The sequence below is a fragment of the Pseudoalteromonas sp. 2CM39R genome, assembly GCF_023161845.1.
This window is the reverse complement of record NZ_JALNTM010000003.1, coordinates 210,454-235,548: the sequence shown is the minus strand read 5'-3', so window position 1 is coordinate 235,548 and position 25,095 is coordinate 210,454. Positions and strand designations below refer to the sequence as shown.

Sequence of the window (25,095 nt, the reverse complement as noted above, 5' to 3'; positions counted from 1 at the left end):
AATTATAAGCCTCGCTCTTTATTCCAAGGGCGAACAGACATGCCTTCTTGTAAAGAGTGAACACCGGCAGACACAATTTGTTGGCCTTCTTTTACGCCGCTAAGCACTTCAATAGTGTCGTGATGTAATTGACCTACTTGCACTGCTTGCTTATGTACAGTGCCAGTTTGCTTATTAAAAACCCACACATGAGCATTATCGCTTAGGCTTTTATTCGGATCTGAAAAAACCGACTCAATTGGTAAAATAGTGTAGGGAGTTTGTGAGCGAGTTACTTTACTTAAATCTATCATCACTTGGCCAGACATACCCGCAAGCAAATTAAAATCTTTTGGCACCGGTAATGAAAACACCACTTTATAGGTAAGCGTTGCCGGATCGGCTTGAGTATCCCATTCTTTTAGTGTGAGTTTGTATTGCTTGTCGTGATAGCCATCAAATTCAACCATAGGTTGGTATTGGGTATCTTTTTGAATGCGCGCCACTATTTTTTCAGGAACCTGTATTTCTACATCCATAAAATCACGAGTTTCTAGGCGCAGAACATTTTGTTTTGCTTGAATACTCTCAAAGTTTTTTACGAACACTTTAGCTACTATGCCAGCAAAAGGAGCACGAAGCTCACTGTATTCTAAATTGGTTTCTGCAATTTTAAAGGCTGACTCGGCAACTTGCTCATTAGCAACCGCTTGATCAAGCTCTGATTGACTCGTGATGTTTTTGTCGAATAATTGTTTAATGCGTTTTAGCTGTGATTTTGCCAGTTCGTATCGTGCTTTACGTTCGTTATATTGTAATTGAAAATCCTCAGGATCTAACTTAGCCAATAGTTGTCCTTTTTCAACTTGTTCACCAGCTAATACAGGAAATTCAACCAACTCACCGTTGACCCTAAAAGCAAGATATGAGCCTTGGTTTGCAACCACTTCAGCGGGGAAGCTGCGAATGTTAGTTTGTGAATCATGACCAATGCTAAATAATTTAACCGGACGAATAGGCTCTTCTTTAGCTATATTCTCGGGCTCTGAGCAGCCTATTAAACTTAGTAATGTCGCAGATAGTAAACATAAGCGAAACAGTGGCATGATATCTCCATGATAAAAAAAGGCTAAATAAGTGTGTGCAGCATACGCTGCAAACATATAAAATAAAATTCATTAAATTTTAGAAACTCAATAAGTTTTACTTATGATGTGCTGAGTGGCCGATGAAACTTAACCAATTACAAATATTAGATGCTATTGTGCAAAGCGCGAGTTTAAGTGGAGCGGCATTAAAGCTACATAAAACGCAACCAGCGCTCACATTGGCGATTAAAAACTTAGAAGCTAAGTTAGGCTTTGACCTACTAGACCGTTCTCATTATCGTTTACAACTCACCGAAAAGGGACGTATTTTTCATCGCGAGGCTAAACAGCTATTAGCCGCTAATGAGCAACTTACTCAGCTCGCAACAGAGCTGGCATTAGGCAATGAAGCGCAATATAGAGTCTGCTACGAGCAAATTTGTCATATGCAAAGTTATAACGAGATCATAAGTAATACTTTTAAGCATTTTTCGAGTACCGAATTTCGTTTAACCAGTGGTAAGCGGTTTGTATCTTTAGAACAAGTTAATACCGGTCAAGCCGAGCTTGGAATAGGCCCGTGGTTTGATTTATTTCATGCAACTGGTGATTTAGAAAGTCTACCCATTGGTAAACTAGATATTGGCATTGTAGGAGCTAAAGGGGTTTTACCTAAGCAGCTTAGCTATGATGAATTACAGCTTTACCCGTGTTTGGCTATGTTTGAAAGTGGCTTGAGCATAGACAGCGATAGACTTTCCTATTCAAAAGGGGCTGCGGTGATGAAAATTGATGATATATCTACCTTGAAGTCTTTTCTACTTTCAGGGGCGGGTTGGGCAATGATGAGTTTAGGGCATTGTAAAAAAGAAATAGCCGCTGGCTCATTACAGCAAATAATTGTAACCGACAGAGAGCACCAGTTTAGTGCGCAAATTAGAGCCTTTCGTCAGCATGCTATGCATCATGGGCCTGTAGCGCGTAAAATCTGGCAGCAATTTAAATTACTCAGTCAGGAGTATTTAAGCAAGAATGGACGTTAATAAAGAAACGGTTATTTACACTATCATAGCCAATATACCCAAAGGCAGTGTTGCCAGTTATGGCCAAGTAGCAGCACTTGCGGGTTATCCTAATAATGCTAGGTTGGTAGGTCGTTTATTAAAAGAGATGCCAAAAGATTCGGCGATCCCTTGGCATCGAGTGGTTAATAGCCAAGGTAAAATATCGTTTCCCGAAGGAAGTGATAAATACCAAGAACAACGACAAAAACTGTTATTAGAAGGTGTTAATTTTAAGAATAATAAAGTGAATATGCGCGAGTGTAGATGGGAGTGATATCACCACTCTCGTCAGATAAGTGCCCGTGTAGGTTGGACAAGTGGCGGAGCCACGCCACCCGACAAAAATAATGAATTTACCAGAAACAACCCAATTTACACGTTAGCGATATAAATAACTGATTTATACTGTAAGTTAAACCACCTATATTGACTGAGTGCCAATTGCGGACGTTAACGCCTCGCTTAACCGGCGCAAAGTAGCAGGCTAAAATTAGCGACGAAGGAGCGCAAGCTTGCTGTTTTTCGTCCCTTGGTTGAAGTGTTTGCTAGCTACCGTTTGATAGTATTACTTTAAGCTTTCCCTTTGGAGAATGATCAATTTTTGTTGTGTGATAGCTTATACCGTAATTGCCTGACTCTTTTAACCGCGCATTTGAATAGGTCAGGTTTTCTGTATTTGCAGTAATTACCAAATATTTTGCTCGCTCATTGGAATACGAGTAATTAAAAAGAAAGTGTCCATCAGTAGTCCATGTTGGCTCGATATATTTAGCCGCACTATTCAAATTACAGAGCAACTTAAACTGACTGTCGTAAACCAGAACTTGTGGTTTTAAAAAGCTGTTTGTGTGATCTCCGCCAACTATTGAGAAAGTATTGTTAAAATAGCTTTTGATTATAAGAGTAAATTTTGACTGAGTGTTTTTAAGAACAAAAGGCTTAAAGTAGCTTTTCCCACTATCAAAGTTAAACGAAAGTGACTTGGATGTTAGTTTAATAGTGGTTTCTTTATTTGGACTTAATGAAGTGTATTTAAAGTCACTAGCGCTAGTGCAGCAGACGTTAGTTTCATTAAGTTTACTGACATCTTTTTTTACAGTAGATGTACAGCCAATTAAAAATAATACCGAGATTGCTAATGCAATTCTTAAATTCAAAACAATACTCCTTTAGGTAGCTAACGCCGCGTTAGGTAGTGAGCAACGCCACCACGAAACCGAGCCATACCATCGTAAACACAAAACCCAACGATGGAATAAAAAATGCCATGCGTTGGGGAATCTGGCTTAAACGCTTTGTTATATTTTTAATGGCAACCACAGTACTGATAAGGAACGCCACTTCGACAAAAACACTTTCTCAATGCTTTCCCTGTAGCCAAGCATTTTAAACTTAATATTGCACCATTCTCATCCACTGGTCCCTCTGGGTTATCCCAAACGATATATGGCCTATCACTAATTTTGTCGATAAATGCTTTAGGCGGAAATGGATTCGCAACAATAATAACGCAATCTTTTGGAAGAGAATCGATTATTTTATCTAACTCAGCTCTATCGCATTCGAAGTAAGATATACCAATGAATAAACAATACTCACTGTCTTTTAGCTTGCCTTCAAACAACTGGTTAGCAGGGGCGACCCATTGATATGAAGCATATTTATTAGCTTCATTTGGCACGATACATAGAGCTTGCCTCCTAGGAGACATAAGCTCATGCTCCTCCAGTTTGATGATTCCAGTATCGTTCAGATCAACAAAGTTGTTCAAAGGATAGTTAGGAGTATAACAAATGCTATTAGGCGTAATTTCAAAATCCACAGACCCGTGTGGTTTAACCAACGGAATACCATAACCATGATGGTTAACTTGAAGAGAGTAGTACTCTCGATTTAAGCGGTCTAAAGCTGTTTCAAGCAATAAATCATAATTCAACGAGAATGCCGCTGTAATTTCATCTCGGTGTAATTTCAACCATCGAAACCAAGCCCAATCAGTTGAAAATAACTCGCGCTGTCGTTGGCTATACATTGAAAAAGCTATTGTTAAAAAATGCCTCGATTCAAGGGCTGTTTTGAAGCTGTCCAAACCAATGCTGTTGCAGTAGCTCTCGTCTAAGGCTAATTTAAATACATCAAAGTGGGGTTTCTCTGAATTTAATTTATACAGAGTTTCTAATCTATGCAGACTAGTTAAGAACGCTTCACCTGTTGAAGGGCAAGTAACATCCCACGTAATCGGCTCCTGAGAATTAAGCTCGTCAACTAATCCAGAAAAATAGCCAAAGCTAATAGAAAATCCATTACCAACGACTAAAGAAATTTTAGACATACTGACCTCAAAAAAATATAACGCCTTACTAAGCAGCGTCCGTTTGAGTAACTTGTTATGCTACTTTTTATCCACAACATAATAACCTACATTTGATAAAGAATAAGTAGCAACGCCTTTTTCAGTTGAAGGGGTAAAGTATATAAATTTAGGGGATATTAATTTTAGCTTTCCTTTAGTTATAACCCCAGATTGAGCATTAGTTATTGTTATTGGTAAATCACCACCAACACCAAACGCCTGTAAGCCAATTGAAATTACTTTAGAGGATTGAGCAGGCCAATTAAAAGACATAAAAACTATACAAAAAGTAATAGCCCCTAAACTAATAAATTGTGCTTTAGCCTTAAAGTAAATTAGCACTGAAATATGAGCAATAATAACCGTACACATCCCTAATACAAACAAAATCCGAGCAGTATCAGCACCAGAAATGAGCTCCAAAATAAGGAGAGACCAAGTTATTAAAGTAAATAAAATACTTAGGGCAATTAGTTGTTTATCAATTTGCTTTTTCTTGATTTTTCCAACAATCAATAACACAGGGCTAAATATTGCTAAAGAGCTAATAAATAAGAAAAAAGCAGTTGTTACGAAAAACAATTTCATCCCAAATACACCTTCCGTAAAGAAGTCGTAAGAGAAAAAGTCATATTCCCCCATGTAAATTAGAAACATGATCATCGTAATATTTGGCACAAGAAAAAAAGCGGAAAGAATATATGAAAGAGTTCTCCACCAAATTTCGTTAGGGACACTTTTGATTTTTGTTATTAGATCACCCAATGCTAGATACTCCTTTAGTAGCATAACGCTTGCAGCACGCGCGCCCACGAAATGGAGCCGGAGGCGCAATGTAGTGGGCGTCGCCGTGCCTGCACTTGTTATGCATGTGGACTTTCTAATTGTGCAATGATTAACGCAGCTATCTCTTTAAGCTTCCCAACCTCTTCAAACTGCACGCCATGGTCTTTTATCACCAACAAAGGTCCTGGAAAAACATGAAAATGAAAATGCCCCACAGTTTGACCGGCAGAAGAGCCATTGTGCTGGAATATGGTTGACCCAGTCACCCCCATAGCGCGCTCGAGAGCTTTACCTATTTTCTGAACGGTTAGCATGCATGCTTGAGCAGCTTTTGCAGACAGATCGTAAATTGTGACCGCTTGTTCCTTGGGTACTACTAATACGTGACCATCCTTCTGCGGCATTATATCCATGAATGCGAGCGTTAAATCATCCTCATAGACCTTTACACAGGGGGCCTCTCCAGCAATAATCTTCGCGAAAGTATTACTCGTGTCGTAGATTGGGTTCACTGATTTCTCCAGCTTACGGAAATGCATAACAATTTTATAGTGCGCTCATCGCGCATATTTCTGCCGACTTAACGCTCATTTATTTACTTTATATAGTTTTAACAAATTATCTAAGGCATTACTATCACTAAGTTTTCTAAATGATTTAGGTAAAGTTAAATGCATCAATATGCGCACAGCGCTCATTTTCATGAATATATTCGCAAGAACAGTTTAACTAATCTATTAACGACAATATTTAGTCAATCTCAATGGCAGTTCCTCGCTCAAACCAGACTAATCTAAATGGCTTAACCAGCCTAATAAACATAATTACTGATCGAAATATAATGGCTAACACATCCACCAATAACAAAGAGGTGCCAAATAGCATGGCTATATTGAGTGCTTTTTGCACTGTAAAAAATAGTACCTACACTATAAAATAAGCCGCCAGCTAATAGCCAATAAAGTGCATTGATAGGCACGTTTAAATAAAGCGGATACACAATGGCTAATGCAAACCATCCCATTAATAAATAAGTAGCCAGTGAAACTTTTTTATTGCCATTTTTAACCAATAGCTTATAAGCGATGCCTGCAAACGCTACTGTCCAAATAAAGGCTAAGGTAGCCCAAGACCAGAGCCCAGATAACGACAGCAACAAAAAGGGCGTGTAGGTGCCTGCAATCAGTAAATAGATGGCGCAATGATCACATTTTTTGTAAAACGCTCTCAATCTTGGGCGCACACTGGCGTGATAAAGCGTTGAAGATAAAAATAAAATAAACAAGCTGCTGCCGTATACCAGAGTACTGGCATAGCCTTTCACACTATTAGTTTGTTTTACTAAATCCCAAACAACAAAAGCAGCGAATACAATGCCTAAGGCATGACTAATAACATTTAACAGCTCTTCTTTTTTAGAATAGGGAGCTTCAAAAGACATAACAGATCCTACCACTTTGCGAATAAATTTTAGTGTACATGTGTACGCTGAAATTTTCAAATACGAAATAAAGTCATTAATTTACTGAACATTAACAAACACACTATTATTTGGTTTTATTTTTAAATTCATTGGTCAAAATTACTAATATAGATTTTGTGGATTTCTTTTTAATTTATTTATTTCATTTTAAAACAATGGTTTATAAAGTTTTTCCATTGTGGCATAGCCCTTGATTGTAACTAAGCGTACTAACCAATAAATAAACAAGGAATACTATTATGAATACTTCAATCAACATCACAATCGCAAGCTTACTTGTATTAGGTTCAACTAACGTTAACGCTACAGAAGTCGATTTAAATATTACAGATATGCTAACTAACACTGTGTCTACTTATGTGTCACAGGCAAGCAACGAACTTGAAAAGTCTGTAAAAGAAGCCGTTTCTTTTGATGCACAGGTTATTCTTGACAGCTTACTTGAAAATAATCCTGTGGTTGATAACAGCAACATGGACGAAAAACAACGTGTAGTTAAAGCACAACCAAAGCAATAAAAAGGGAATAAAAGTAATGAACAGTGAGTTCGAATTATTAGCCTTAATGTTGGCACCTGTGGCAAGTATACTGAGTGTTTATTACTTGGTTTACATGATAAAAAATGTGGGAACGAGGTTTAATTAGCGGATGCATTTGCACTGTAAAGCAATTGATGTAACTAAAGCTGATCGACTTGAATAAAGCGCACGTAAATAAAGGCAGAGTGTTTGAAAGAAGTAGACTTTATGAAACGTGCGATTTTCCCATTACCTATATTTATATTACCTGAAGGCTATACGCGATTACGTATATTTGAGCCTCGTTATTTAACGATGGTAAAAAACGCATTAAAAACCAATAGCGGTTTTGTTTTATGTACCTTTGAGCATGACACCCCGTTAAACATAAGCGCCCAAGGCTGTTTAATGGATGTTATTGACTTTGATCAAGACGAAAGCGGTATGCTGTTAATTGATGTATTTGCATCTAAGAGTGTGCAAATAGATAACGTGTATCAAGATGAGCAGGAACTTCGCCATGGTGATGTATCCGCTTGCAACACACCTTATTGGTACAACAAAGATAACCACGAAATTGGTCAACACCAACTTTTACAAGTAGCACTAGAAGACGTTTTTGCGAATAACCCCGATTTGCAATCGCTTTATAAAACCACCAAATTTAATCAGCTTGCGTGGATTGTGGCGCGTTGGCTTGAATTACTTCCCATTTCTATTGAGAAAAAACAACAACTTGCATTTGAGACTAACTTTGATAACTTGCTTAGTTTCCTCCATACTGTGATTAATAACGAATTTGCCTAAAATAATTATGATCCGCTTGTAACCATTGCTCGTAATGGTATTTACTAAAGCAATAACGGGACATTTTACTATGGTAAGTCAACAACAATCACTAAGTTGTGAACCTAACACAGGTAAGTACACTGCCATGCCAGAAACACCAAGTACGGAACTCAGGGAAGCATTAGTTAATGTAGCTCAATCTCGCGATAAAAAATCTTTCGCGTACTTGTTTGAATATTTTGCACCTAAGATTAAGCGCTTCGGCATAAAGCAGTTTGGTGTAGAAGCCCAAGCAATGGAATTAGTTCAAGAAACCCTCACTTCCGTATGGCGAAAAGCCCACTTATACAATAGTGAAAAGGGTGCAGCTACTACTTGGGTCTATACCGTAATGCGTAACGCCTCTTTTGACATGCTTCGTAAAATGAAAAGTAACAAAGAAGAAAATATTAGCGAAGACATTTGGCCGTTATTGAACGAATCTGAAGATACACATCACGAATACAGCGACCACCTTGAAGACCAACAAATTAAACGTTATTTAGATAAATTGCCTCAAGCGCAAAGAGAAGTTGTGCGCGGCGTTTATTTTCAAGACATGTCGCAAGAGCAGTTAGCTCAACAATTAAACATTCCAGTAGGCACGGTAAAATCACGATTACGTTTAGCCTTGCAGAAATTACGTAATGAAATGGGAGATCAGCATGATTAAACATCACCCGAGTGAAACACTACTGACACAATACTGTGCAGCAACACTTCCAGCATCGCTTAGCCTTGCCGTATCAATACATGTTGATATGTGCCCAGTGTGCCAAGCTAAAGTTGAAAAACTTGAAGCGGCTAATGCGCGAGCAGTTTTTAGTGACAATATGGATGTGGCAACTGATGAGCAAGCCGATCAAGCCGATGATGTAATTGAATCAAGTTTACTTGATATGATCACGGCCGATGACTCGATTGATGAAGTATATTCTGTTGAACCAGTTAGTATTAATGTTAATGAGCATAATTACAGCTTGCCGAGAGCTTTAACACGGATCTCGCATGGTAAATTTACCCAAGTAGGTAAGCTTGCGCGTTCTCGAATAGCCCTTGATGATGGCCATTTACGTTCAAGCTTGTTACATATAGATGCTGGTGGAGAAATTCCGGAGCACACACATACCGGTTTTGAGGTTACTTTACTGCTTGATGGTGAATTTACAGACGAAGAGGGCAGTTATGTTCCTGGTGACTTTATTTGGCAAGATGGCCGTCATCAACACACCCCCCTAACAAAAGAGGGATGTTTGTGCTTTACTGTTGTTAGTAGTGCTCTACATTTCAATAAAGGACTTAGCAAGTTACTTAACCCAATTGGTGGCTTGATTTATTAAGAGAATCTATGCAAACAGATACAATAAAAATAGGTATTAGCGCCTGCTTGGCAGGCGAAAAGGTAAGATTTGACAGTGGCCATAAAAAATCAAATTTTTGTATGGAAGAGCTGGCCAAGCATGTTGAATATAAAATGTATTGCCCAGAGGTTGCGGTAGGATTACCAATACCTCGTCCAACCATTCGTCAAGTAAAAACAGGCGATACTATCAAAGTGTGTCGTCCGGATGGCACGGGAGATGTTGGCCCACAGCTCACAGAATACGGTAAAAAAATAGCTACAGAACAAGCAGGGCACCTAAGCGGATTCGTTTTTTGTGCTAAGAGCCCAAGCTGTGGCATGGAGCGGGTAAAAATCTACAATGAAGCAGGAACCGGTAACACCTCTGAAGGCGTTGGTTTCTTTGCTGAACAAATCATGAAACATAATCCCTTACTACCTTGCGAAGAAAATGGACGTTTAAACGACGTTCATTTGCGCGAGAACTTTGTAATGCGTGTTTATACATTACATAACTGGCAACAGTTAGTGAAAGAGCCCGTTACTGTGCATCGTTTGACCCAGTTCCATGCTCAATACAAATATTTGTTAATGGCTCATAATTATCAAGCGTATCGTGATTTAGGCAATCTACTCGGAACGTTTGTTGGTGACGATGTTAATGCTTTGGCCGACGAGTACATATTAGGTTTAATGAATGCGCTTAAACGCCCTGCTTCAAGAAAAAATAATTCTAACACGTTGATGCATTTGCAAGGTTACTTCAAAAAAGATTTATCAAAAATCGAAAAGGAAGAAATGCGAGATGCAATTGATGAGTATCGCCAAGGGTTGGTGCCGCTTTATGTACCACTAACATTGCTTAAACATCATTTAAAGGTTCATCCAAATGAGTATTTAAGTAAGCAAATTTACTTTAACCCTTATCCTAATGAACTTAAGCTACGTTACGGTTTGTAATGAATACACTATTTTGGTTTAGGCGCGATTTGCGCCTTTTTTCTAACGAGGCGCTGATCGAAGCGCTAAATAATGGTGCTAAACACGCCATTTTTTTTGTGTGCGAAAAACAATGGGCACAGCATAATACTGCTGCCATTCAAATTGACTTACTTAAACGCAGGGTGAGTTATATTCGCGAAAAGCTTGCCAAATATGGCGTAAATTTGCATGTAATAGACGCCCCTTTTTTTGCCGATTGCCAAACTAAACTTCTCGATTTTTGTCAGCAACACGATATTAAACACATAATAGCCAACACTGAGTATGAGCTAAATGAATTTAATAGGGACAAAGCGATTCAGGCACAGTGCGACCAACAGCAAATAACATTTACTTTATACGAGGGCGATATCATTGCTCCTGTAGGTAGTGTGCGCACTCAAAATAATGAAATGTATAAAGTATTTACACCGTTTAAACGCGCATGGTTAAAGCAGTATCAAGATACACACTTTAGTTTAGTGCAGTGGCCGTTATCTGAAGAACCGATAGAAATTGAACCGTGTGAGTTACTCAGTGGCGATGAAAGTTCAAAAAAATGGCCCGTTGATGATGATACTCTATCAACCGTAGTCGATAACTTTATTCATGATAAATTAGCAAGCTATGATGACGTACGAGACATACCCAGTGTAAAAGGAACATCGGGCTTAAGCCCCTATTTAGCACTAGGGGTTGTTAGTAGTAAACAATTAATGGTTAATATACAACAACATTACCCCGATATACTGACCACCTCAAAAAGTAAAACGTTTACCTGGGTTAACGAACTGATCTGGCGTGAATTTTACAAACACCTAATTGCTGAATTTCCAAAACTTTCACGCGGTGCCAATTTTAACGAAAAGTACGATAGTGTGAGTTGGCGTGACAGTGACGCTGAGTTTAAGCAATGGTGCGAAGGCCGTACAGGCTATCCACTTGTTGATGCCGCCATGCAACAGCTATTGCAAACAGGCTGGATGCATAATCGTTTAAGAATGGTGGTTGCGAGTTTTTTAACTAAGCACCTACTGATTGATTGGCGTAAAGGCGAGCAGTTTTTTATGCAGCATCTTATTGATGGCGATTTAGCCTCAAACAATGGTGGTTGGCAATGGGCTGCAAGTACCGGCTGTGACGCACAACCTTACTTTAGAGTATTCAACCCCATTACCCAAAGTGAACGCTTTGATCCAAATGGTGATTTTATTCGTAAATATCTGCCTGAATTAGAAAAAGTGCCAGATAAACACATTCATTTCCCACATACTTACTTAGCAGCAACGGGACAAAGTGAACACTGTTACTGGCCAGCAATAGTTGATCATAAAGCGGCACGAGCGAGGGCTTTAGCTGCATTTAAGGTGTGATATGGATAACCAATTATCAGTCGATAAATTTGTAGAAATATATCAAAAGCTTGATAAAAATAACCTAGAGTTATTAACTGAAATTTACGGTCAAAACATTCACTTTATAGATCCACTGCACGAAATTAATGGTCTTGAAGATCTAAGACGTTATTTTTGTGGTTTATATAGTAATGTTAAGTATTGTCGATTTGACATAACCGACTCATTTACCAGTGATAATAATGCATTTGTATACTGGACAATGCATTATTCTCACCCAAAACTTAACGCGGGCAATACAATTTCAGTGCAAGGGCACAGTAAACTAGTATTTGAAGGTGCGAAAATTATTAAACACCGCGATTACTTTAATGCTGGAGAGCTTTTGTATAAGCATATTCCATTACTGGGCAACATTATTAATTTTATTGATAAAAGGGCTGGTTAATTATGATTACGCTTATTACAGGTGCAACATCAGGCATAGGTGAACAACTCGCGATAAAGTATGCAGAGCAAGGTGACACAGTCATTGCGTGTGGACGAAATACGCAAAAGCTCGCTGAACTTGCCAAACATAACAACATAGAAACCTGCCAGTTTGATGCTACCAACTTGCAAGATATTAAAGCTGCCACTCTCGGCTATCCGCAATTTGACCGCGTTATTCTTAACGCCGGTAATTGCGAGTATGTTGATGATGCACGCAATTTTGATAGCGCCCTCTTTGAGCGTGTTATTAATGTTAACTTACTTTCTATGGGGTATTGCTTAGAAGCTCTTTTACCCAAAATAACATCAGGCGGCCAATTAGTGATGGTCAGTTCGAGTGTTACTTATTTACCTTTACCGCGTTCAGAAGCGTATGGCGCATCAAAGGCGGGCGTAAGCTATTTAGCTAAAACCCTTGCGGTTGATTTAAACGACGTTGATGTAACACTAGTCCATCCTGGTTTTGTAAAAACACCGCTTACAGACAAAAATGATTTTCCTATGCCTATGGCTGTTAGTGCTGAAAAAGCGGCTGACTATATAATTAAAGGCGTTAACAAACGTCGTAAAGAAGTTCATTTTCCGTATCGTTTCACACTTATATTAAAAGCACTGCGAATATTGCCACTTTCGCTTTGGCTTAAAATTGCAAAAGGATTAACCCGTTGAAAAAAATAGCAATAATTGGGACTGGTGTATCAGGTTTAACTTGCGGACACCTATTGCATAAGCATTATGATGTCACACTATTTGAAAAGAATGATTATATTGGTGGCCATACTGCCACGGTAGATGTAAATCACAGCGGTATTAACTACGCAGTTGATACCGGTTTTATCGTATTTAACGATAGAACATACCCTTACTTTGAAAAGCTGCTTGAACGTATTGGTGTAAAACGTAAACCGACCCAAATGAGCTTTAGTGTTCATAATGAAGCAACTGGCTTTGAGTATAACGGGCATACATTTACTAGTTTGTTTGCTCAGCGCAGAAACATAGTGAGACCTAAGTTTTGGCGTCTTTTGTACGATATTGTGCGCTTTAACAAACTGTGCAAGGCTTTGTATGAAAAAGGCCAATACACTGAGCAATCACTTGGTGAGTTGCTACAACAACATCGCTTTAATGACTTTTTTAAATACCACTATATTTTGCCAATGGGTGCAGCTATTTGGTCGACAAGCATTAAAGAAATGGAAAACGTGGGCGTAGAATTTTTTGTAAAATTCTTTTTTAACCATGGTTTATTAGACATTACCAATAGGCCGCAATGGTACGTTATTCCGGGGGGCTCTCGTGAATACATTAAACCGTTGATTGCTGGTTTTGCTGATAAAATACAGTTAAACACTGACATTAAATCGGTAACCAGAGACGAGCAGGGAGCCACCATTACTTTTGCTGATGGCCAGCAAGCCCTGTTTGATAAGGTTATTTTTGCGTGTCATTCAGATCAAGCGTTAGCTTTACTCGGTGATGCCTGCGAGCAAGAAAATAAGGTGTTGGGCGCTATTCCATACACTGAGAACTCGGTGGTATTGCATAACGATGTTTCATTATTACCAGATAGGAAAGCAGCTTGGGCGAGCTGGAATTACTTACTAAATAATAATACCGACAAAGCCGCTGTTGTTACTTATCAAATGAATATACTTCAAGGAATAGAGTCTGATACCCAATTTTGTGTCACTTTAAATCACTTAGAAGGGATTAATCAAAGTAAGATTTTACGTGAGTTTACTTATCACCATCCTGTGTTTAATCAACAATCTATTGCTGCTCAACAGCTGAAAAATACGGTTGACGGTCAAAAAAATACTTATTTTTGTGGGGCTTATTGGTATAACGGGTTTCATGAGGATGGTGTGCGCAGTGCCGTCGATGTTGCAAAACAACTTGGAGTAGAGTTTGACTAATGCAGTGTATTTAGGCGATGTAAAGCATCGCCGTTTTGCTGTAAAACACCATGCGTTTAATTACCCACTTTATATGATGTGGGTTGATTTAAATAATACTCATGCGCTTAATGGCGTCCATAAGCAGCTTGGAACTTCAGGGTTTAAAGCATTGAAGTTTGAGCAATCTGATTATTTAAAAGGGTTACCCGATAGTCAGCATCAGCCCATCATAGAGCGTGCTCATGCGCAGTTAGCCCAGCTGGGTGTAGATGACAAATTTAGCCATGTATACATGCTAGGGCAATTACGCTGTTTGGGGATTTATTTTAGTCCAGTTAACTTTTATTTTTTTGGCCATCAAGACAATGAATTTAGCTACATGGTGGCTGAGGTGAGTAATACCCCATGGAATGAGCGACATTACTACTTGGTTCCACTACAAAAAAAAGTGAACTTTAAGAAAGTATTTTCCGTATCACCCTTTATGAATTTGGATATGAACTATCATTGGACTGTTCGTCAAAAGAAAGACAATATACTGATACGTATAGAAAATAAGCGCGATGAAGAACTACTTTTTGATGCATCGTTAAGGTTACAGCGCCAACCCTTGTGCAATAAACAAATGAGCAAGTTGTTGAAGCGATTTCCTGCGATGACATGGTCTATTTTCAGAGGTATTTACTATCAGGCATTTAAATTGTTTGTTAAAAAAGTCCCATTTTTAGGTCATTCAGGCAAACTTTAAATTTAATTTATGTTGTTTTATAAGTAATAACAATAATATAGGTAAGTATATGGAAAAGGTATCGAGCTTACGCGTTCAGGAACGCACCAGTTGGTTTACTAATTTATATAAAAAGTTAGTGTTTAAAGCGTTTTCGTCAATTGAAACGGGGCAGATAGTGTTGGTTGAGAATAACCAACAGTCTGTATTTGGGGATGCGTCTTCAGAGCTGAAAGTTACTGTCACCGTTAACGACAATGCCATGTATAAAGCGTTCGCTCTTTCTGGTAGCGTGGGGGCAGGCGAGTCTTACATTTTAGGGCAATGGCAATGTGATAATTTAACTCGGTTAATCGAAATTTTTGCGATTAACCAAGATCAACTAGATGCATTTGAAAAAAAGTTCGCGTTTTTTAGCAACATCGCTCACCGTATAAATCACATAAAAAACAAGAACTCACATGCGGGTTCAAAAAAGAATATTGTCGCTCACTATGACTTAGGAAATGATTTATACGAGTCTTTTTTAAGTAAAGAAATGCTTTATTCGAGTGCAGTATACCCAAGTAAAGATGCTAGCTTAGAACAAGCACAGCAGTACAAGCTACAACGTATATGCGAACAAGTTGAGCTACAACAAGGCGACACTGTTATTGAAATTGGTACCGGGTGGGGGGCGTTTGCTATTTATGCCGCTACTCATTATGACTGCCATGTCACAACTACAACCATCTCTGACGAACAGCACGATTATGTTGCTAACAAAGTTAACCAGCTTGGACTTGAAAGTAAAATAACCTTGCTCAAGCAAGATTATCGCTTATTGACTGGCAAATACGATAAGTTAGTCTCAATTGAGATGATCGAAGCCGTTGGGCATGAATACTTACCCAGCTTCTTTACTAAGTGCGGTGAGTTATTGAAAGACAACGGTGCTATGCTTATTCAAGCAATTACGATTAGCGACCAGCGTTATCAACACTATTTAAAAAATTCAGACTTTATACAACAGTATATTTTCCCCGGTGGGTGTTTGCCTTCGCTTAACGAAATGAGTGAACAAATTAAAAATAACACCGACATGAATATTCACACCATAAACGACATTGGTGCTCACTATGCCCGCACTCTTGCTGATTGGCGAGAGCGTTTTATTGCCAGCTGGCCAAAGCTTGATAGCGATAAGTTTGATGATCGTTTCTATCGCTTATGGCTTTTTTACCTTGCCTATTGCGAGGGCGCATTTAGAACCCGAGCAACCAGTACAGTGCATTTAATGGCACGCAAACCCCGCTTTACGAGTAGTAATGATGAGATTGCACTCGCTTATTAATTTTGCGCTGTTTCAAGTAGTGTGGTTTATGTGCCTGCTACTTGAACAGCATGCAATTGTATACTCTGCTGTAGTCATCGCTTTGATGTTTTATTTATCAGCACAAAAAAAACAAGATGCTTTGCTGGTTTTAAAAGCCCTGCCAATAGCACTGTTGTGTGAGTTTATTGCGGTTCAGTTAGGGTTATTCGAATTTAAAGTCGATCCTCTGCCATTTTGGTTGGTGTTTTTATGGGTCGCATTGTTGCTGTGTATCAATACCTCTATGTCGTTTCTGACAAATCTTAAACCATGGCAAGCATTTGCTGTGTGTTTATTATTTGCCCCTGGCAGTTATTGGGCCGGCTCACGATTTGAGGTATTAGAGTTAGGGATGCCACTGTGGCAGTTTTGGCCACTTTACGGTGCTTTATGGGCTGCAACATTTACGTTTATTTTATTTTTAAACGGTAAAATAGGCGAGTTTGTTAAGCAATAACACAATACAGTTTGGAGATAACGATGAAAACGCTTTTAAATTTACTTATTGTTTATGCTTTATTTAGCCCTGTAGCTAATGCCGATACTCAGTTTAACAAGGTGGGTGAAGCACGCATGGAATACCTGTTTTGGGATGTTTATGATGCAACGCTTTATACACCTTCTGGTAGTTACACCGCAAAACAAACGCCTGTTAAATTTACCTTAACTTATTTGCGCGATTTTGACGCTAAAGACATTGTAAAAGCGACTAATGAGCAGTGGCAGCACTTAGGTAAACCTCAACTTTCAGAGCGCTATGCTGATAAATTACTCTCGATATGGCCAAATATTAAAAAAGGTGAATCGTTAACCTTGCTGACTGATCAGCAAGGACACAGTACTTTTTTCCATAACGATAACCAAATAGGTCGCATTGATGATGCCGCATTTGCTGAGGATTTTTTAGCTATTTGGTTAAGTGAAAACACCTCAGAACCATCAATTAGAAATCAACTATTAGGGATTTAATATGATTAATCTAAAACGCGTTAAAGTTGCCATGGTATTGGCCGTTAGCTTTTTTATTGCCAGTTGTTCAGCCCCAAGTGTTGAACATTACAAGGGTTCAGAACCAAATTTCGATTTTAAGACTTTCTTTAGTGGTGATTTGAAAGCCTATGGCGTTGTACAAGACTTTAAAGGTGAATTAACCCGAAAGCTTGTTGTTGACTTAAACGCTACATGGGATGGCAATAAGGGCACTATTGAAGAAGACTTTGTTTACGATGATGGAGAAACACAAAAACGCATTTGGAAAATTACCTTAAACGACGATAACACATTAACAGGAACAGCCTCTGATGTTTTAGGGATAGCTACAGGAGAAAGTGACGGCAGTGTGTTTCATTGGAATTATAATGTAGAGATCCCTTACGATGGCAGCACTTTAGAAGTTAATTTTGATGATTGGATGTACCTAGTAACAAATACACGCTTGATAAACCGCACGTCTATTGTTAAGTTTGGTGTTGAGGTTGGGGAAGTAACCTTAGTAATAGAAAAGGTAGAGTGAGTCATTAAGGTGCAAAGTTGCACTAATAGTGTGCTTAAATTAAGCTTTTGTTAACTCAACTCGCTGTATTTTACAGTGAATTTTACTATTTTTACTAATTTCTTAGTATTTTAGATAAAAAACGTAATTTGCTGTTGCTAACTCTTCGAAAATGCATAAAGATAGGATTTGCGAAGGCAAAATAATAACGAATAGGAATCTAATAATGAACAAAGCTCAACTAGTTGAAAAAATCTCTACTGACGCAGAAATCTCTAAAGCAGCCGCTACACGTGCACTTGACGCATTCACAGGCGCTGTAACTTCTTCATTAAAAGAAGGCAACTCTGTTGCATTAGTTGGTTTTGGTACTTTTTCAGTTAAAGAACGTGCTGCACGCACGGGTCGTAACCCACAAACGGGTGCAGAAATCCAAATTTCAGCAGCGACTATCCCAAGCTTTAAACCAGGTAAAGGTCTTAAAGACCAAGTAAATCTATAATTATAGGTTTATAAAATATAATAAAAGGGCTATTTAGCCCTTTTTTTTTGTTGTAAATTTAACGCTTATTTAGCTTTAAGCGCTTTATCTCCTCGGCCAATGCCGACTGCGCCTGAGCGCACCACTTCAATTATGTCGGTTTCATGGCGTAAAGTATCTAAGAACGACTCTATTTTATCGGTGCTACTTACCAATTGTAGGCTGTAACTTTGACGACCCATATCTAAAATAGCCCCTTGAAATACATCAACAACACGAGTTACTGCCGCACGAGTCGCTTCGTCTTTGGCAAATACTTTTACTAACAGCAATTCGCGTTCTATGTGACTCATGTCGGTTAAATCAATAACTTTGAGTACATCGACCAGCTTGTTTACTTGCTTTGTTATTTGTTCAACAATTCTGTCATCACCTTTAGTGGTTACCGTAATACGAGAAAGAGACTCATCATCTGTAGTACCCACTGTTAAGCTATCAATATTGTATGCTCGTTGAGAAAAAAGCCCCACTATACGTGATAACGCACCAGGTTCATTTTCTAATAATATAGATAATATACGACGCATTATGCCTTCACTCCTTTTCTTAACCACATTTCGTCTATACCACCGTGCTTAATTTGCATTGGGTAAACATGTTCTTTTTCGTCTACTAAAATATCTAAAAATACCAATCTGTCGGTTATCGACATGGCTTTGTCTATCGCGGGTTGTAATTCATCAAGGGTGTTTACTCTGATCCCAACATGGCCATAGCTTTCAACAAGCTTTACAAAATCAGGCAAAGATTCCATATACGATGAAGAATGCCTACCGCCATAAATCATGTCTTGCCATTGTCTTACCATACCTAATGAACGGTTATTTAAGGAGATCACCTTTACTGCTAAGTTATACTGTAAACAGGTTGATAGCTCTTGAATGTTCATTTGAATAGAGCCGTCTCCAGTCACACATAAAGACTCTTTATCAGGAAAAGCCAGCTTGACCCCCATAGCCGCAGGTAAACCAAAGCCCATAGTGCCTAGGCCGCCTGAGTTGATCCACTGACGAGGGTGTTTAAATGGATAGTACTGCGCGGCAAACATTTGATGTTGGCCAACATCAGAGCTGACATAAGCATCTCCGTTGGTCGCTTCATATATTGCCTCGATAACTGCCTGAGGCTTTATTTTGTCACCATCGCTGTTGTAACTAAGGCATTTTTGTTCACGCCAGCTGATCACTTGTCGCCACCAATCTTCTTGTGCACTGCGATCAATTTTAATTGAACTGTTATCTATGGCAGTTTGTAATTGCTCCAGTACCGTTGCCAAACAGCCAACAACAGGAATATGTGATTTAATGGTTTTAGAAATAGAGGTTGGATCAACATCTACATGCACAATAGTGGCATTTGGACAGAATTTTTGAACATTATTAGTAACCCGATCATCGAATCGTGCGCCAAGTGCTAAAATAACATCGGCATTGGCCATCGCTTTATTGGCTTCTAATGTGCCGTGCATACCCAACATACCAATAAAGTTAGGGTGAACGCCCGATATACCGCCCAGTCCCATTAACGTGTTAGTAATAGGGGCATTAAGTGACTCGACTAAATGAGTTAGTTGCTCTGAGGTGTTTGAAAGCACAATACCGCCACCAGAGTAGATAACCAGTTTTTTTGCTTCTAAAATAGCAGTAACGGCCTTACGAATTTGTTTAGAGTGACCCTTGGTATTAGGGTTGTAGGTTCTGAGTTCTGTTGCCGCTGGAAAATTGTAAGCAAAAGTTAGCTCTGGGTTAAGCATGTCTTTAGGAAGTTCTACTACCACAGGCCCTGGGCGGCCGGTACTGGCAATATAAAAGGCTTTAGCAAGAATATTGGGAATTTCACTAGCGCTTCTACAATTAAAGCTATGTTTTACAATCGGGCGAGAGCAACCAACAATATCGGTTTCTTGAAACGCGTCATCACCAATAAGACTTGTGGGCACTTGACCTGATAACACCACCATAGGAATTGAATCCATATACGCAGTTGCTATGCCTGTTACACAGTTTGTTGCACCGGGACCTGATGTAGCAAGTACAACACCTACTTCACCGGTGGCTCTTGCGTAACCATCGGCCATGTGTGTAGCCGCTTGTTCATGGCGTACTAAAATGTGCTCAATATCGTCTTGCTGAAAAAGTGCGTCGTATAAATCTAATACTGAGCCGCCGGGATAACCAAATATATACTTTACCTTTAGCTCTTTTAATGACTTAACAACCAATTCAGAGCCATTATATTCTTGTTTACTCATCCTCATTCCTCTGTTGATTACATGCAAAAAAAAACCCCCGCGTAGTGCGAGGGTTTTAAAAAGCATTTTTCACCTTTTAATACATCCCCGCTGGGCTTATCACTAAGACCAGTACGAGTAAGACTAAAAGGCGAAATTGTGTATTCATGATGTTTTGCTCTTTAAAATAAAATGCTGTTTAAATAACAATTTTTGTATGTGGTTATTTTTAAGGCTTTTGAACGCACATGTCAACCCATTAAACTGATTTTTGGATTAAAAATTCATTTTTAAATGTTTTTTAATCTAATAATCTATTTGATATGAGTTATTTTCACTTTATAAGCAGAAATTATGCAGTTTTGCGTGTTCACTTAGGGTTGGGGATGGTCAGAGAGAAAATTTAAATGCTGTGTTTCTGGCATAAAAAAAGCCAGCAAATGCTGGCTTTTTAATTTAACAGTACTAGTTACAGACGGTCAATTACTGATTGTGTGAAATCAGTAGTGCCGTGGCTGCCGCCTAAATCGCGGGTAGTACGGTCGCCTGATTTAATTACATCAGCAACAGCACTACGAATACGCTCAGCTGTATCGCCCATGTTTAAATGCTCTAGCATTTGAATAGAGGCTAAAATCACTGACGTAGGGTTTGCAAGGTTTTTACCAGCAATATCAGGTGCGCTACCGTGAACAGCTTCAAAAATAGCAGCATCTTCACCAATGTTTGCACCAGGTGCCATGCCTAAACCGCCTACTAAGCCAGCACATAAGTCAGATAAAATATCGCCAAATAAGTTCGTTGTAACGATCACGTCAAACTCTTCAGGGGTCATTACAAGCTTCATACATGTTGCATCAACAATCATTTCAGTTGATTCAATTTCTGGGTAACGCTCAGCTACTTCACGCGCCACTTTTAAGAATAAACCAGAGGTTGATTTTAAAATATTTGCTTTATGTACAGCAGTTACTTTTTTACGACCTTCGCGCACAGCAAGTTCGTATGCGAACGTTACAATTTTTTCTGCGCCTTCGCGAGTGATCACTGATTTTGCTTCAGCTTCAGTACCATCTTCAGATACAACTTGGCCTGCACCTGAATACATACCTTGTGTGTTTTCACGAATAGTGATGATATCAATATCGTCGTAACGGGCTTTAGTACCGGCAAACGATTTAACTGGACGTACGTTAGCGTATAAACCAAATTGCTTACGAAGTGTTACGTTGATAGATGTAAAACCTTCGCCTACAGGCGTGGTTAATGGGCCTTTTAAGGTGATTTTATTCTTAGCAATTGTGTCAATTGTTTCTTGTGGAAGCAATTCGCCTGTTTTTTCAAGCGCAGCTAGGCCAGCGTCAACAAATTCATAATCAAAATCGCATCCTGCGGCTTTTAGTATTTCAAGTGCTGAGTCGATAATGCTTGGGCCGATGCCGTCGCCTTTGATCACTGTTATGGTTTGTTTGGCCATGAACTTTTCCTTTAAAGATTTGGATACACACATAAATAAAAATACTCAACAGAGTTTAGACTACTTATATGACAGGGGTACTAAATTTGAGCCGGCATTTATACCAATTTATCTCTCATTTTGCCAGTTTATAGTATGAATACAGGGTATAACCTTGAGTTATAGTGGTAATAAGTCAGCTAAATACTATTGTGTAGCCCTAAGCGCAGCAGCGATTGATTAAAATCGACTTCACTTTGCCAACCATGGCGACTAAGTTGTTGATTTAATATTTGCTGTTGCCATGCTGTTAATGGCTGGTTAGGTTTAAGTATGCGTTGTGCCACTACCTTTAATGCCGCCCATAATTGACCAGCATCATCAAGCTGCTTTTTAGGCAATTGCTCTGCATTTAATAAAGCCGACGCCCATGGGTCGCCACTAAGTAATTCGTTAAGCTCACTGTTTAAATGAGAGGCATCTACGTTGTTTACACCAAAAAATGTACTAAAAGGTGTATCGAGAGATTTATTCGGTGTTTGATCAATAGTGATTTTTCTAGAAACATCTGCGCTGTAATGTATCAACACATAATATAAGTAAGCATATAAGCTTAAACTAATACGCTCACCTTGAACGCGGGGATTATGCTTTACTAATAGCTCTAAAATATTAACTAAACAACTAATACGGGTGCATAAAAAGGCATGTAAAGGATGAGCTATACTATTTACTAATTGTTGAAACACCACCCCTTGAATAATAGCCGGTGCTTTATCGTAACCTACCATAGATAAACTATGTCTTAAATCTTTAGCGGGTAATAGCTCTTTGTTGTAGTGCTTTACTGCTAAGCATACTGACTTTATAACGTCAGGGTAGGGGGTAAGTAAGGTGTTCAAAGCTTTAAAGCTGTATTCTTTTTGCGTTTTTATTTGTTTAACTAATTGGTACAAGGGCGTTTGTGCAGAGAGTTCACTATTCGGGATATTAAGATATTCACTGTCCCATACTTTTAAAGATAAGCGGTTATCATTGCATTCCCATGCTTTTGAGTCATCCATTAAGGACGCTTTAATACGATACCATGCCATTTTAGTATTGGCGTTATTAACTATAATATGTCGACCTTGCGTATCCGTGGCTAAATAAACCATAGCTTGGTCGGCATACACGACTTGGCTGCCAGGTACGTATTGTCCAACGTGTGCAACTAGCGCTTTTAATAACGTTTGTGCAAATGAATTGGGAGTTCTTATATATAAATCAGCGGCCGCTTTATAAAAATTTATGTGCTGTTGTTTTTCATTACAAGTAACGTTAAGTGCTAATATATTAGCTAAAGAAACCAACACACTGGCACCGTCATAAAGCATAATTTTAGGTGTATCTAATAATGCGTGTTTGTATTTGCCTAATTTTGCCAAAATATGAGCAATTTGGTGCGCGGGTTGTTTAGCCGTTAATAATACTTTGGCTGCAAGTTTATGGCGTAACTGCCACATTTTTTTATCGGCTTCGTTAAACGTTTGCTGTTGAGCTAACTTATTTAATTGTTTGGCAACACAAAGGTGTTCAACTAATGAGGCACTAATATAAAGCTCGGTTAAATCGTTGTCGTAGTTTTGACTACGACACAAAGCACAGGTTAATACACATTGGTTAACCACTAAATTGGTTGCGTAACTATAATGTGTTTTATATAAATTTAACTGAGCTTGCAAGGCCGCTGGGTTTTGTTTGTATAATGCAGCGTATTGCTCTGAAAGCTTACACACAAGAGGGTAGAAAGTATGCCACTGACTTTTATTGTTATGGGAGCTTAAAAGCAGTTGCGTGCTTTCGAATAGCTTTTTTAGTTTACCCGACAGTGGAGCTTCCATTAAATCTTCCCATCATTATGCTCAAGATATTTTTCATAAGCACTTGGGCCCCACATTATTAGTTGGCCATTTTTAAATAATAACCCAGTACATTCATCCATGGTGGTGATACCGTCTGAGGTTTTGTGTTGGGTACGATAAAAAACCACCTGCCATACTTGCTCGCCATCACGCTTAGCATAGGTTAAATCTGGGCTACCTAAATATTCAAGCACATCATTTAGCGTAAAGGTATCTTCTAAACGCAATTTTTCGATATAGCGTTTATTAAATGCTTCTCTGTCTTGCCAAATCATAGCTTGTGGATCGTCTTTATAGAACATAATAACTGACGTAGCTATTAGAGCGTATAAACCTAATCCTAATATTAAATACCTAAAAAACTTTTTAAACATTGCCAACCCAGACCAAAATAGCTATCGCTAGTATACGTATTGCTAGTGTACAGTGCTATTAACTTGCGACTAATTAAGCCTTAACTGCTTTAAACTAAAGCCTAAATGGATATCTGTACGCAAACTCACCAATTGCTTAGAAATAACAAACATATCCATATCTTCATTAAGCTTTTTTTGTAGCCGCGTATTTAACGATTCATCATTTAGCGCTTCTTCAATAGAGCTATATTGATTAACCAATTGCTGCGCGGATTTAACACCAATACCTTTAACACCAGGAATGTCGTTGGTTTTATCGCCTGCGAGTGCCCAAAAGTCGATGAGTTTATGTTGAGCGACAGCAAAGCGCTCTTCAATGTGTTCTTCATTGAGGTGTTGCTTTTTAAAGTAATCGTATACTTCAATATGCTCATTCAAATGAGGCAAAAAGCCTTTATCAGTAGAGACAATGGTATTGTTTATCTGATTATTAGCCGCTTTATGCGCTAAAGTCGCAATAATATCGTCAGCTTCATCGTTAGTCGGTTCAAATACCACTATACCGGTTTCTTCAATGGCCGCTTTAAAATGGGGTAACGCGTTTTTTAGGGTCTCTGGCATAGGTGCACGCGAATGTTTGTAGTCTTTATAAAAGTGGTAACGCCAGCTTTTGTCACCATCAAAAACCGCAATTGCATGGGTTGCATTGGTGGTCGTTAAAAGTTTTTTGCATGCATGTGCAACCCTTGCACAGCAGGCTTTTAACATGTGCTCGTCGCTGTGATGGCTTTGGTTTGCATCAACAGCATAAATGCGCCTAATTAAATTAAGCGCATCAATAAGGAGTAAATGGGGATTCAATTAT

At 38.7% G+C, this 25,095-nt stretch carries 29 protein-coding genes; 17 read left to right on the top strand and 12 right to left on the bottom strand.

The window, feature by feature from the left end:
• Positions 1 to 2: 2 nt before the first annotated feature.
• Positions 3 to 1,085, bottom strand: coding sequence for an efflux RND transporter periplasmic adaptor subunit (locus MTF66_RS08385; protein WP_248527026.1), 1,083 nt, complete (start codon positions 1,083 to 1,085; stop codon positions 3 to 5).
• A 122-nt stretch (positions 1,086 to 1,207) separates the two neighbouring features.
• Here MTF66_RS08385 and MTF66_RS08380 point away from each other — a divergent pair, with 122 nt between their 5' ends.
• Complete coding sequence (locus MTF66_RS08380) at positions 1,208 to 2,110, top strand: LysR family transcriptional regulator (RefSeq protein WP_054201639.1); 903 nt, start codon at positions 1,208 to 1,210, stop codon at positions 2,108 to 2,110.
• Positions 2,100 to 2,405 (top strand): MGMT family protein, encoded by a 306-nt coding sequence (locus MTF66_RS08375; RefSeq protein ID WP_054201638.1) that lies wholly within the window; start codon positions 2,100 to 2,102, stop codon positions 2,403 to 2,405. Before MTF66_RS08380 ends, MTF66_RS08375 begins: the two co-directional genes overlap by 11 nt.
• Positions 2,406 to 2,676: 271 nt before the next feature.
• Here the strand turns inward: MTF66_RS08375 and MTF66_RS08370 are convergent, their stop codons facing one another.
• The 5 genes from MTF66_RS08370 to MTF66_RS08350 form a co-directional block, all read right to left on the bottom strand.
• Positions 2,677 to 3,288 (bottom strand): MalM family protein, encoded by a 612-nt coding sequence (locus tag MTF66_RS08370; RefSeq protein WP_171040310.1) that lies wholly within the window; start codon positions 3,286 to 3,288, stop codon positions 2,677 to 2,679.
• Positions 3,289 to 3,437: 149 nt separating this feature from the next.
• Positions 3,438 to 4,463 carry a hypothetical protein gene (locus tag MTF66_RS08365; RefSeq protein WP_138594608.1) on the bottom strand — a complete coding sequence of 342 codons (1,026 nt, stop codon included), beginning with the start codon at positions 4,461 to 4,463 and terminating at the stop codon, positions 3,438 to 3,440.
• A 60-nt stretch (positions 4,464 to 4,523) separates the two neighbouring features.
• Positions 4,524 to 5,297 carry a hypothetical protein gene (locus MTF66_RS08360; RefSeq protein ID WP_248527025.1) on the bottom strand — a complete coding sequence of 258 codons (774 nt, stop codon included), beginning with the start codon at positions 5,295 to 5,297 and terminating at the stop codon, positions 4,524 to 4,526.
• Positions 5,298 to 5,347: 50 nt separating this feature from the next.
• Positions 5,348 to 5,782 (bottom strand): HIT family protein, encoded by a 435-nt coding sequence (locus MTF66_RS08355; RefSeq protein ID WP_198527814.1) that lies wholly within the window; start codon positions 5,780 to 5,782, stop codon positions 5,348 to 5,350.
• Positions 5,783 to 6,081: 299 nt separating this feature from the next.
• On the bottom strand, positions 6,082 to 6,711 hold the full coding sequence (locus MTF66_RS08350; protein ID WP_248527024.1) for a hemolysin III family protein: 630 nt from the start codon (positions 6,709 to 6,711) through the stop codon (positions 6,082 to 6,084).
• Between the two features lie 281 nt (positions 6,712 to 6,992).
• Between MTF66_RS08350 and MTF66_RS08345 the strand changes: the two genes are divergently transcribed.
• From MTF66_RS08345 to MTF66_RS08275, 15 genes are all read left to right on the top strand, one after another.
• Positions 6,993 to 7,271, top strand: a complete 279-nt coding sequence (locus MTF66_RS08345; RefSeq protein WP_010388916.1) for a hypothetical protein — start codon at positions 6,993 to 6,995, stop codon at positions 7,269 to 7,271.
• Between the two features lie 210 nt (positions 7,272 to 7,481).
• The gene (locus MTF66_RS08340; RefSeq protein ID WP_054201633.1) at positions 7,482 to 8,078 is read left to right on the top strand and encodes an LON peptidase substrate-binding domain-containing protein; all 597 of its coding nucleotides are present in this window, start codon (positions 7,482 to 7,484) and stop codon (positions 8,076 to 8,078) included.
• Between the two features lie 70 nt (positions 8,079 to 8,148).
• Positions 8,149 to 8,772 carry a sigma-70 family RNA polymerase sigma factor gene (locus tag MTF66_RS08335; RefSeq protein ID WP_010388914.1) on the top strand — a complete coding sequence of 208 codons (624 nt, stop codon included), beginning with the start codon at positions 8,149 to 8,151 and terminating at the stop codon, positions 8,770 to 8,772.
• A complete protein-coding gene (locus MTF66_RS08330) occupies positions 8,765 to 9,439 on the top strand; it encodes a ChrR family anti-sigma-E factor (protein WP_010388913.1) in 675 nt (224 codons plus the stop codon). Before MTF66_RS08335 ends, MTF66_RS08330 begins: the two co-directional genes overlap by 8 nt.
• Before the next feature lie 8 nt (positions 9,440 to 9,447).
• Positions 9,448 to 10,401: a DUF523 and DUF1722 domain-containing protein gene (locus MTF66_RS08325; protein ID WP_010388912.1), complete on the top strand. Its 954-nt coding sequence runs from the start codon at positions 9,448 to 9,450 to the stop codon at positions 10,399 to 10,401.
• Positions 10,401 to 11,795, top strand: a complete 1,395-nt coding sequence (gene phrB, locus MTF66_RS08320; protein ID WP_248527023.1) for a deoxyribodipyrimidine photo-lyase — start codon at positions 10,401 to 10,403, stop codon at positions 11,793 to 11,795. The genes MTF66_RS08325 and phrB overlap by 1 nt, the downstream gene beginning before the upstream one ends.
• Position 11,796: 1 nt before the next feature.
• A complete protein-coding gene (locus MTF66_RS08315) occupies positions 11,797 to 12,225 on the top strand; it encodes a nuclear transport factor 2 family protein (RefSeq protein ID WP_248527022.1) in 429 nt (142 codons plus the stop codon).
• Between the two features lie 2 nt (positions 12,226 to 12,227).
• Complete coding sequence (locus MTF66_RS08310; protein ID WP_248527021.1) at positions 12,228 to 12,938, top strand: SDR family NAD(P)-dependent oxidoreductase; 711 nt, start codon at positions 12,228 to 12,230, stop codon at positions 12,936 to 12,938.
• Positions 12,935 to 14,188, top strand: coding sequence for an NAD(P)/FAD-dependent oxidoreductase (locus MTF66_RS08305; protein WP_248527020.1), 1,254 nt, complete (start codon positions 12,935 to 12,937; stop codon positions 14,186 to 14,188). The genes MTF66_RS08310 and MTF66_RS08305 overlap by 4 nt, the downstream gene beginning before the upstream one ends.
• A complete protein-coding gene (locus MTF66_RS08300) occupies positions 14,181 to 14,918 on the top strand; it encodes a DUF1365 domain-containing protein (RefSeq protein ID WP_248527019.1) in 738 nt (245 codons plus the stop codon). Before MTF66_RS08305 ends, MTF66_RS08300 begins: the two co-directional genes overlap by 8 nt.
• Before the next feature lie 49 nt (positions 14,919 to 14,967).
• Entirely contained in the window at positions 14,968 to 16,230 is a 1,263-nt protein-coding gene (locus MTF66_RS08295) for a cyclopropane-fatty-acyl-phospholipid synthase family protein (protein WP_248527018.1), read from the top strand.
• Positions 16,208 to 16,708 (top strand): DUF2878 domain-containing protein, encoded by a 501-nt coding sequence (locus MTF66_RS08290; RefSeq protein WP_248527183.1) that lies wholly within the window; start codon positions 16,208 to 16,210, stop codon positions 16,706 to 16,708. The genes MTF66_RS08295 and MTF66_RS08290 overlap by 23 nt, the downstream gene beginning before the upstream one ends.
• Before the next feature lie 23 nt (positions 16,709 to 16,731).
• Entirely contained in the window at positions 16,732 to 17,220 is a 489-nt protein-coding gene (locus MTF66_RS08285; protein WP_248527017.1) for a chalcone isomerase family protein, read from the top strand.
• 1 nt (position 17,221) lies between these two features.
• Positions 17,222 to 17,764, top strand: a complete 543-nt coding sequence (locus MTF66_RS08280; RefSeq protein ID WP_010388902.1) for a DUF3833 domain-containing protein — start codon at positions 17,222 to 17,224, stop codon at positions 17,762 to 17,764.
• Positions 17,765 to 17,969: 205 nt separating this feature from the next.
• Complete coding sequence (locus tag MTF66_RS08275; protein WP_008112559.1) at positions 17,970 to 18,245, top strand: HU family DNA-binding protein; 276 nt, start codon at positions 17,970 to 17,972, stop codon at positions 18,243 to 18,245.
• 65 nt (positions 18,246 to 18,310) lie between these two features.
• Here the strand turns inward: MTF66_RS08275 and ilvN are convergent, their stop codons facing one another.
• The 6 genes from ilvN to xni form a co-directional block, all read right to left on the bottom strand.
• The gene (gene ilvN, locus MTF66_RS08270) at positions 18,311 to 18,811 is read right to left on the bottom strand and encodes an acetolactate synthase small subunit (protein ID WP_008112561.1); all 501 of its coding nucleotides are present in this window, start codon (positions 18,809 to 18,811) and stop codon (positions 18,311 to 18,313) included.
• Entirely contained in the window at positions 18,811 to 20,535 is a 1,725-nt protein-coding gene (locus MTF66_RS08265; RefSeq protein WP_054201622.1) for an acetolactate synthase 3 large subunit, read from the bottom strand. The genes ilvN and MTF66_RS08265 overlap by 1 nt, the downstream gene beginning before the upstream one ends.
• A gap of 448 nt (positions 20,536 to 20,983) precedes the next feature.
• Positions 20,984 to 21,991, bottom strand: coding sequence for an isocitrate dehydrogenase (locus MTF66_RS08260; RefSeq protein ID WP_008112567.1), 1,008 nt, complete (start codon positions 21,989 to 21,991; stop codon positions 20,984 to 20,986).
• A 179-nt stretch (positions 21,992 to 22,170) separates the two neighbouring features.
• Positions 22,171 to 23,853 carry a hypothetical protein gene (locus MTF66_RS08255; RefSeq protein WP_248527016.1) on the bottom strand — a complete coding sequence of 561 codons (1,683 nt, stop codon included), beginning with the start codon at positions 23,851 to 23,853 and terminating at the stop codon, positions 22,171 to 22,173.
• Complete coding sequence (locus MTF66_RS08250) at positions 23,853 to 24,248, bottom strand: DUF3192 domain-containing protein (protein WP_054201620.1); 396 nt, start codon at positions 24,246 to 24,248, stop codon at positions 23,853 to 23,855. The genes MTF66_RS08255 and MTF66_RS08250 overlap by 1 nt, the downstream gene beginning before the upstream one ends.
• Before the next feature lie 69 nt (positions 24,249 to 24,317).
• On the bottom strand, positions 24,318 to 25,091 hold the full coding sequence (xni, locus tag MTF66_RS08245) for a flap endonuclease Xni (RefSeq protein ID WP_054201619.1): 774 nt from the start codon (positions 25,089 to 25,091) through the stop codon (positions 24,318 to 24,320).
• Positions 25,092 to 25,095: the final 4 nt, after the last annotated feature.

Bases quoted from the DNA above. Each gene is read 5' to 3' on its own strand.
- MTF66_RS08385 (WP_248527026.1), bottom strand. From the start codon at position 1,085: ATGCCACTGTTTCGCTTATGTTTACTATCTGCGACATTACTAAGTTTA.
- MTF66_RS08335 (WP_010388914.1), top strand. From the start codon at position 8,149: ATGGTAAGTCAACAACAATCACTAAGTTGTGAACCTAACACAGGTAAG.
- MTF66_RS08325 (WP_010388912.1), top strand. From the start codon at position 9,448: ATGCAAACAGATACAATAAAAATAGGTATTAGCGCCTGCTTGGCAGGC.
- MTF66_RS08330 (WP_010388913.1), top strand. From the start codon at position 8,765: ATGATTAAACATCACCCGAGTGAAACACTACTGACACAATACTGTGCA.
- MTF66_RS08310 (WP_248527021.1), top strand. From the start codon at position 12,228: ATGATTACGCTTATTACAGGTGCAACATCAGGCATAGGTGAACAACTC.
- MTF66_RS08290 (WP_248527183.1), top strand. From the start codon at position 16,208: ATGAGATTGCACTCGCTTATTAATTTTGCGCTGTTTCAAGTAGTGTGG.
- MTF66_RS08375 (WP_054201638.1), top strand. From the start codon at position 2,100: ATGGACGTTAATAAAGAAACGGTTATTTACACTATCATAGCCAATATA.
- MTF66_RS08280 (WP_010388902.1), top strand. From the start codon at position 17,222: ATGATTAATCTAAAACGCGTTAAAGTTGCCATGGTATTGGCCGTTAGC.
- MTF66_RS08295 (WP_248527018.1), top strand. From the start codon at position 14,968: ATGGAAAAGGTATCGAGCTTACGCGTTCAGGAACGCACCAGTTGGTTT.
- ilvN (WP_008112561.1), bottom strand. From the start codon at position 18,811: ATGCGTCGTATATTATCTATATTATTAGAAAATGAACCTGGTGCGTTA.
- MTF66_RS08265 (WP_054201622.1), bottom strand. From the start codon at position 20,535: ATGAGTAAACAAGAATATAATGGCTCTGAATTGGTTGTTAAGTCATTA.
- MTF66_RS08285 (WP_248527017.1), top strand. From the start codon at position 16,732: ATGAAAACGCTTTTAAATTTACTTATTGTTTATGCTTTATTTAGCCCT.
- MTF66_RS08255 (WP_248527016.1), bottom strand. From the start codon at position 23,853: ATGGAAGCTCCACTGTCGGGTAAACTAAAAAAGCTATTCGAAAGCACG.
- MTF66_RS08380 (WP_054201639.1), top strand. From the start codon at position 1,208: ATGAAACTTAACCAATTACAAATATTAGATGCTATTGTGCAAAGCGCG.
- phrB (WP_248527023.1), top strand. From the start codon at position 10,401: ATGAATACACTATTTTGGTTTAGGCGCGATTTGCGCCTTTTTTCTAAC.
- MTF66_RS08345 (WP_010388916.1), top strand. From the start codon at position 6,993: ATGAATACTTCAATCAACATCACAATCGCAAGCTTACTTGTATTAGGT.
- MTF66_RS08260 (WP_008112567.1), bottom strand. From the start codon at position 21,991: ATGGCCAAACAAACCATAACAGTGATCAAAGGCGACGGCATCGGCCCA.
- MTF66_RS08250 (WP_054201620.1), bottom strand. From the start codon at position 24,248: ATGTTTAAAAAGTTTTTTAGGTATTTAATATTAGGATTAGGTTTATAC.
- MTF66_RS08365 (WP_138594608.1), bottom strand. From the start codon at position 4,463: ATGTCTAAAATTTCTTTAGTCGTTGGTAATGGATTTTCTATTAGCTTT.
- MTF66_RS08275 (WP_008112559.1), top strand. From the start codon at position 17,970: ATGAACAAAGCTCAACTAGTTGAAAAAATCTCTACTGACGCAGAAATC.
- MTF66_RS08315 (WP_248527022.1), top strand. From the start codon at position 11,797: ATGGATAACCAATTATCAGTCGATAAATTTGTAGAAATATATCAAAAG.
- MTF66_RS08350 (WP_248527024.1), bottom strand. From the start codon at position 6,711: ATGTCTTTTGAAGCTCCCTATTCTAAAAAAGAAGAGCTGTTAAATGTT.